9 protein-coding genes are annotated in these 7,207 nt (G+C 67.1%); all 9 read left to right on the plus strand.

Going from position 1 to position 7,207, the window contains the following annotated elements:
• Nucleotides 1-70: 70 nt before the first annotated feature.
• The 9 genes from arsM (at nucleotide 71) to ABD714_RS22000 (ending at nucleotide 7,199) form a co-directional block, all read left to right on the plus strand.
• Nucleotides 71-988 carry an arsenite methyltransferase gene (gene arsM / locus ABD714_RS21960; RefSeq protein ID WP_344814600.1) on the plus strand — a complete coding sequence of 306 codons (918 nt, stop codon included), beginning with the start codon at nucleotides 71-73 and terminating at the stop codon, nucleotides 986-988.
• Nucleotides 988-2,115, plus strand: a complete 1,128-nt coding sequence (gene arsB / locus ABD714_RS21965; RefSeq protein ID WP_344814601.1) for an ACR3 family arsenite efflux transporter — start codon at nucleotides 988-990, stop codon at nucleotides 2,113-2,115. The genes arsM and arsB overlap by 1 nt, the downstream gene beginning before the upstream one ends.
• A complete protein-coding gene (locus tag ABD714_RS21970) occupies nucleotides 2,112-2,537 on the plus strand; it encodes an arsenate-mycothiol transferase ArsC (protein WP_344814602.1) in 426 nt (141 codons plus the stop codon). Before arsB ends, ABD714_RS21970 begins: the two co-directional genes overlap by 4 nt.
• Entirely contained in the window at nucleotides 2,534-3,181 is a 648-nt protein-coding gene (locus ABD714_RS21975) for an arsenate reductase/protein-tyrosine-phosphatase family protein (RefSeq protein WP_344814603.1), read from the plus strand. The genes ABD714_RS21970 and ABD714_RS21975 overlap by 4 nt, the downstream gene beginning before the upstream one ends.
• Nucleotides 3,182-3,200: 19 nt before the next feature.
• Entirely contained in the window at nucleotides 3,201-3,608 is a 408-nt protein-coding gene (locus ABD714_RS21980) for an arsenate reductase ArsC (protein ID WP_344814604.1), read from the plus strand.
• A gap of 583 nt (nucleotides 3,609-4,191) precedes the next feature.
• Entirely contained in the window at nucleotides 4,192-4,581 is a 390-nt protein-coding gene (locus ABD714_RS23135) for a hypothetical protein (RefSeq protein ID WP_425562441.1), read from the plus strand.
• A 157-nt stretch (nucleotides 4,582-4,738) separates the two neighbouring features.
• A protein-coding gene (locus tag ABD714_RS21990; RefSeq protein WP_344814606.1) for an IS3 family transposase occupies nucleotides 4,739-6,009 on the plus strand; the annotation gives its coding sequence in 2 pieces (ribosomal slippage) (nucleotides 4,739-5,087 and nucleotides 5,087-6,009; 1,272 coding nt in all).
• Between the two features lie 72 nt (nucleotides 6,010-6,081).
• Entirely contained in the window at nucleotides 6,082-6,681 is a 600-nt protein-coding gene (locus ABD714_RS21995; RefSeq protein ID WP_344814607.1) for a hypothetical protein, read from the plus strand.
• Complete coding sequence (locus ABD714_RS22000) at nucleotides 6,654-7,199, plus strand: hypothetical protein (RefSeq protein WP_344814608.1); 546 nt, start codon at nucleotides 6,654-6,656, stop codon at nucleotides 7,197-7,199. The genes ABD714_RS21995 and ABD714_RS22000 overlap by 28 nt, the downstream gene beginning before the upstream one ends.
• The last annotated feature ends 8 nt before the right edge of the window (nucleotides 7,200-7,207 follow it).

A 7,207-nucleotide genomic window follows, 5' to 3' on the forward strand; every position in this document is an offset into this window, starting at 1 on the left:
TCGTCGATGAGTTGTGGCTAGACTCTTCCCATCGACAAGCGTCAATCGATACGAGGGGTGTGTGCTCAGGATGACGGAGACGACGAACGAGCTGCGGGAGACGGTGCGGCGGCGTTACGCGGAGGCGGCGGTGACGGTGACCGCCGGCGGTTCGAGCTGCTGCGGTGACGAGGCGACGACCACGCTGGAGCTGGACGAGTCGTTCGGGTCGGCTCTCTACACCCAGCTCGACCGCAGCGACCTGCCCGTGGCAGCCGTCGCGGCCAGCCTGGGCTGCGGCAACCCGACCGCCGTCGCAGACCTCCACGAGGGCGAGCGGGTCCTCGACCTGGGCTCCGGCGGCGGGATCGACGTGCTGCTGTCGGCGAAGCGGGTCGGCGCAGAAGGGTTTGCCTACGGCGTGGACATGACCACCGAGATGCTCGACCTGGCCCGCGCCAACGCGGCCAAGGCCGGGGCCACGAACGTGCAGTTCCTACAGGGCGCCATCGAGGACATCCCACTGCCCGACGGCGCGGTCGACGTGGTCATCTCCAACTGCGTCATCAACCTGTCCACCGACAAGCCGGCCGTGCTCGCCGAGATGTTCCGGGTCCTGACCCCGGGCGGACGGATCGGCATCAGCGACGTCGTCGCCGAAGACCACCTCACCGCCGACCAGCGGGCCGAACGCGGTGAGTACGTCGGCTGCATCGCCGGCGCCCTGTCCCAACGCGAGTACCTCGACGGCCTCGCAGCCGTGGGGTTCACCGACGCGACCGTCGAGTTCACCCACACCGTCGCCGACCAGATGCACGGCGCCATCATCCGCGCCACCAAGCCCGCCGACGGCAGCCTCACGACGGCGACCAGCACCGCCTCCACCGCAGCGGACAGCTGCTGCTCACACGCGGAAGCGTCGACGTGCTGCGAGGCGGAGGCGAAAGCCGACTGCTGCCATACCAGCGACCCCACCACCGACCTGCCGACCAGCTGCGGCTGCCGCTGATGAGCAACACCACCACCACGGCCGACACCGGGCCGGTGCTGCGCCGGTTGTCGGTGCTGGACCGGTGGCTGCCGGCCTGGATCATCGCCGCCATGGTCCTCGGACTGCTGCTGGGCCGGTTCATCCCGGGCCTGGCCCAGTCCCTGGACGCGGTGACGATCGGGTCGGTGTCGGTGCCGATCGCGATCGGTCTGCTCGTGATGATGTATCCGGTCCTGGCGAAGGTCCGCTACACCGACACCGGCCACGTCCTGACCGACAAACGCCTCATGATCACGTCCCTGGTCCTGAACTGGGTCGTGGCCCCGGCGCTGATGTTCGTGCTGGCTTGGGTGTTCCTGCCCGACCTGCCCGAGTACCGCACCGGGCTGATCATCGTCGGCCTGGCCCGCTGCATCGCCATGGTGCTGATCTGGAACGACCTGGCCTGCGGCGACCGTGAGGCCGCTGCCGTGCTGGTCGCGATCAACTCCGTCTTCCAGGTGATCGCGTTCGGCGCCCTCGGCTGGTTCTACCTCCAGACCCTGCCGTCCTGGCTCGGCCTGCCGACCACATCGGCGGAGTTCTCCATCGTCACCATCACCCTCAGCGTCCTGGTGTTCCTCGGCATCCCTTTGTTGGCCGGGTTCCTCACCCGGACCATCGGGGAAAAGCGGAAAGGCCGGGACTGGTACGAGAACACGTTCCTGCCGAAGCTCGGCCCGTTCGCCCTCTACGGGCTGCTGTTCACCATCGTCATCCTGTTCGCCCTGCAAGGCCACACCATCGCCGAACGGCCGTTGGACGTGGTCCGGATCGCGGTGCCACTGCTGATCTACTTCGCCGTCACGTTCACCACCGGCATGATCGCCGGCGGGGTCCTCGGACTCGGCTACCCGCGCACCACCACGCTGGCGTTCACCGCGGCCGGGAACAACTTCGAGCTCGCCATCGCCGTCGCGATCGCCACCTTCGGTGTCACCTCCGGGCAGGCCCTGGCCGGTGTCGTCGGCCCGCTGATCGAGGTCCCGGTCCTGGTCGGGCTGGTCTATGTCGCCCTCTGGGCACGGAAGTTCTACCCCGCCGGACGCACCCCGACCCAACCCGATTCGAGCAGCCAGTCTGATCCGAAGGTGGTGTCGTCATGACCCAGGTCCTGTTCGTCTGCGTGAAAAACGGCGGCAAGTCCCAGATGGCCGCCGGGCTGCTCCAGCACCGCCTCCGCGACCAACACACCACCGGCATCGAGGTTGGTTCCGCCGGCACCAAGGCCGGAACCAGCCTGAACGGACTGTCCGTGCAGGTCCTCGCCGAGGACGGCATCGACATCGCCGACCAGCACACCCGCCAGCTCACACCGGAGCTGCAGCAGCAGGCGGACTGGGTCATCACCCTCGGCGCAGAAGCCCACGTCGACCCGGTCCCCGGACCGCGCTACGAGACCTGGGAGACCGACGAGCCGTCCCTGCGCGGCATCGACGGCATCGAGCGGATGCGGCTCGTGCGCGACGACATCGCCCGCCACGTCGACGACCTCCACACCCGCCTCACCAGCCAGGACCCAACATGACCCCAGGAACCGACGTGACGCAGCCCACCACCCTCGGCGCCGACAACGGCTACGCCAGCCTGGTCGACGACCTCACCTACCGCTTCGACGGCATCCACGACCGGGCAACGGTCACTGCGGCTGTCGAGCAGTCCAGGATCCGGCTGGAGGCGACCGCGACCATTCCCGACTTCCTGCCGGTGCTTGTCGCCCGGTTCGCCCGCGAGCAGCTGACCGCGGCCGCCCAGGCCGACGGCCGGATCGCCACCACCATGCCCGAGCTGCTGTTCGTCTGCGTCCACAACGCCGGCCGGTCCCAGCTCGCCGCCGCCCTCGCCCAGCAGCTGTCCAACGGCAAGGTCCACGTCCGGTCCGCCGGATCCGACCCCACGGGTGAGATCAACCCGCTGGTCGTCCAGGTCCTCGCCGAACGTGGCATCGCCCTCACCGACGCCTACCCCAAACCCCTCACCAACGATGTCGTCCGCGCCGCTGATGTGATCGTCACGATGGGCTGCGGCGACACCTGCCCCGTGTTCCCCGGCCGTCGCTACCTCGACTGGGACATCCCCGACCCCAACGGGGCCGACCTGAACACGGTCCGCGACATCCGCGACCAGATCCAAGCCCACATCACCGCCCTGCTGCGTGACCTCAACCTCTGACCCAGGAGAACCCGCGATCATGACCACCACCAAGCCGTCGGTGCTGTTCGTCTGCGTCCACAACGCCGGCCGATCCCAGATGGCCGCCGGCTACCTCACCCACCTCGCCGGCGACCGCATCGACGTCCGCTCAGCCGGCTCCGCCCCCGCGGACCAGATCAACCCGGTCGCGGTCGCCGCCATGGCCGAAGAAGGCATCGACATCACCGGTGAGCAGCCGAAGATCCTCACCACCGACGCCGTGAAAGCCTCCGACGTAGTCATCACCATGGGCTGCGGCGACACCTGCCCCTACTACCCCGGCAAGCGCTACGAGGACTGGGTCCTCGACGACCCGGCCGGCCAAGGCATCGATGCCGTCCGACCGATCCGCGACGAGATCCGCCAGCGCGTCGAAGCACTGATCAGCGAGCTGGTCCCGGCCTGAGCCGACCTGTTGATCAGGCCGGTGCGGTCGGTGCGCTGCGCGGTCACTCAACCGTCACCCCGCCAAGCGAGAGGCGTAGGTTCACTTCATGAGGCGGTTAGCCGTGGCGGTTCTCGGTCTGATCGGCGTGCTGCTCACCACCAACGCGTTGCTGGAGCGGCGCAGGCACTGCGGTTGCTCCGCCCAATGCTGGTGCAAGACACCCGTCGGACGACGCCTCCGTTGGGTGATCCCCCTCAGACATCGAGGGGCACCATGAGAGCTCACGGCGACCAAGGTCCAGCAACGTCATGAGAGGGACCGGGCCAGCGCCCAGTCGAAGGCCTCGCTGATCTGCGACGAGCAACTGAGCGATCGTCTGCTCGGTTCGCCCCTCATCGACTCAGGCTGGCCGACCACACCCCCGCGGGGCCGTCCCGCCCGTTACCTCCCGTCAACGACGTGTTCCTCTCCCACGCCAGCGAGGACAAGGACGACATCGTCCGTCCGCTCAAGGACGCCCTCGAGGCCCGGGGAGTTTCCGTGTGGTTCAACCGCCGCGGAGAAGGGCTACCCGGTCCGCTACACCCTCGCCACCCGACTGGTGAACGAACTCGTCGAAGCCGCCGACGACAAGACCCCGGCCCGCACCATCGCCCGCTACGGCCGCGTCGACCAGCTCTTGATCGACGAGAGCTTGGCTACATGGAACTCGACCGCCGCGGCGCCGAGCTCCTCTTCCAAGGTCCTCACCGAACGCGAAGAGACGAACTCCGCCGCGATCGCCAGCAACGACTCGTTCCCGGGCTGGACCAAGACCTTCACCGACCCCCGCCCCTGCGCCGCCATCGTGACCGGCTCACCTTCGGCGGCAACATCTTCGAGACTGGCACCGACTCCTACCGCCTCGCCCACACCCGACAACAGCTCCAGCAGACCACGAGCAAGGGCAAATACTCTGAGCGGACACCGTCGGAGAGGGGACTCCTCATGAGCTTCGGGCTCATCGGCCAAGCCGTGGCCCTGTTCGCCGTCACCAATATCGACGACATCATCGTGTTGGCGGTCTTCTGGGGCCTGACCCCAGTTCTTGGACACGCCGAATCCCGCACCCGTGATGGGCAGGGAGTGAGCGAGATGATCCGAGAATCATGGCCAGGAAGAACTACTCCGAGGAGTTCCGTCGTCAGGCCGTCGACTTGTACGAGTCCACACCGGGGGCCACGGTCCGCGGCATTGCTGAGGACCTGGGCATCGTGCGGGGCACGCTGCGCCACTGGCTCGAGGCGTACGGGACCGGCAAGAAGACCGCTGCCGACGGGACGCTGACCTCCAGCCCACTGCACGCCAAGCCGCCGATGACGAGTCCGTCAGGGCCTGTCGATGAGACACAGGAACAACGGATCGCGCGGCTCGAAACAGAGAACGCGGCCCTGCGGGCAGAGACAACGAAGTTGACCACTGAGCGGGAGATCCTCCAGCGGGCGGCCAAGTATTTCGCCGGGGAGACGCGCTGGTGAGTCGCTTCCAGTTCGTCGCCGACAACTCCGCCACCTTCGAGGTGAAGCGACTGTGTGCACTCGTCGAGATCGAGCGCTCCTCCTACTACGCCTGGAAGGCTGGAGCGCCAGCCCGTGCCGACCGTGCTGCCGCGGACGCGGAGTTGGCCGAACGGATCCGGGTGATCCACGAGGCCGACAACGCCGTCGGCGCGCCACGGGTGACCGCGGAGCTCAACGACGGTGTCCCTGCCGGGGAGCGGGTCAACCACAAACGCGTCGCGCGGGTTATGCGTGCGGCTGGGATAGCCGGTTACGTCAAGAAGCGCCGCGTGCGGACCACGATTCCCGAACCGTCCGATCAGTTGGTCCCCGACCTGCTGAAGCGGGACTTCACCGCGGATGCGCCGGGGCGACGCTATGTCGGCGACATCACCTACCTGCCGCTCGCCAACGGGACGAACCTGTACCTGGCCACCGTCATCGACTGCTACAGCAGACGGCTCGCCGGCTGGGCGGTCGCGGACCACATGCGCACCAGCCTCGTCGAGGACGCCCTCACGGCTGCTGCTGCGACCCGCGGCGGCTCAGGTGGGCTGGCCGGGGCCGTCTTCCACAGCGACCACGGGTCGGTCTACACCTCGAAGGACTACGCCAAGCTCTGCGCGCGCCTCGGCGTGACCCAGTCGATGGGTGCCGTGGGCACGTCGGCCGACAACGCGCTCGCGGAGTCGTTCAACGCCACCCTCAAACGAGAGGTCCTCCAAGACGCCGCCTGCTGGCCCGACGAGCTCATCTGCCGCCGGCAGCTCTTCAGGTGGCTGACCCGCTACAACACCAAGCGGCGCCACTCCTGGTGCCGATACCAGTCCCCGTCCACCTACGAGGCCCGCTGGGCCGCTACGCTCCCAACCGCTGCGTAATCAACCCCCGTGTCCAGGAACCGGGGGTAGGGCCCCCGACCGAAGCAGACCCTGCGCTGGCTTTGGGTTCTGATGGAGCAGGAGCACGAAGGGTGCACGGCGAACTACCTCGACTACGCCGTTGGGTACGCTGCGGTCTGGGATGACCCGGACCTCTATCTCGCTCTCCTGGCGCATCTGCTGTCGCCGCGGCTGGAGCCGGCGAAGTCGTGGGGTACCGACCGCATGCGTGTGACAACCCGCGGCGGCCACCACTGGTTGGATCAGGCATGGAAGAAGTACGAGGCGGATCTCGATGCCTTCGCTCCGATGGTTTTCTCGGTCGCCGAAGCCGCCCTCCTGAAGCATCTGAACCTGGAGGAGCGAGTTGAGATCACTCTGCTTGGCTTCAACCGGCGCCGTTCCGCAATTCAGCCTCACGAGCAAGACCGGCATCGCGACCCGATCGATGCCGCCATCGACATCGTCCGTGACACCGCGGTCGCGCTCTGGCGCATCGACACCGATGGCGTAGAGAGGATTATCGAGCGCTGGCTCGCCAGCAAGCACACCCTCATGCGCCGGATCGCTGTCCACGTTGTCAGCCAGACACCGAATGCGACCGGAAGCGACCTCGTCCGGTTCGTGAACCAGACCTGCAAGGAGTGGTCATTGCCGCATGGGGTCAAGTGAAGGAATTAGGCGACCTCGATGCCATCATGACCGTCCTGGCCGAGGCCGACCTTGAGCCGATTCTGTACGCCGTCGGCCAATTCCTCACGCATGCCGAGATAGGCGACGGAGCGCCGTGGGAACGCGTTCCGAAAACTCAGACGTTCATCGACCACGTATGGACCGCGTCCGCAACAACCGCGGTGTACGAACCGGGCGTGGAGAAGAACCGGCACTGGATCGACAAAACCGTGAACGAGCCGGCCGGTCTGTTGATGGAATTCTGGTTCGAGCTCTTCCGCCGTCGCTGGGCTTCCGCAGGCGACGACTGGCGCGGAATCACAGAAGCAGACAAGACGTTCTTGGAACAAGCGCTCAATGACGGGACCGAACGCGGCGCACTCGCCACAACCCAGGTTGCCGGCCGACTCCACTTTCTGGACGCCGCAGATAGCGCGTGGTGTCGATCTCGCGTCCTCCCACTAAGCCTCGATCCACCGATGAGGCTGGGTGATGGTGGCGGGTTGAGCGTGGCGTGACGCGAGAA

The organism is Microlunatus aurantiacus, from assembly GCF_039536605.1.
Lineage (GTDB): Bacteria > Actinomycetota > Actinomycetes > Propionibacteriales > Propionibacteriaceae > Microlunatus > Microlunatus aurantiacus.

Excerpts from the sequence above, each read along its gene's own strand:
- arsM (WP_344814600.1), top strand. The coding sequence starts at position 71 with ATGACGGAGACGACGAACGAGCTGCGGGAGACGGTGCGGCGGCGTTAC.
- arsB (WP_344814601.1), top strand. The coding sequence starts at position 988 with ATGAGCAACACCACCACCACGGCCGACACCGGGCCGGTGCTGCGCCGG.
- ABD714_RS21970 (WP_344814602.1), top strand. The coding sequence starts at position 2,112 with ATGACCCAGGTCCTGTTCGTCTGCGTGAAAAACGGCGGCAAGTCCCAG.
- ABD714_RS21975 (WP_344814603.1), top strand. The coding sequence starts at position 2,534 with ATGACCCCAGGAACCGACGTGACGCAGCCCACCACCCTCGGCGCCGAC.
- ABD714_RS21980 (WP_344814604.1), top strand. The coding sequence starts at position 3,201 with ATGACCACCACCAAGCCGTCGGTGCTGTTCGTCTGCGTCCACAACGCC.
- ABD714_RS21995 (WP_344814607.1), top strand. The coding sequence starts at position 6,082 with ATGGAGCAGGAGCACGAAGGGTGCACGGCGAACTACCTCGACTACGCC.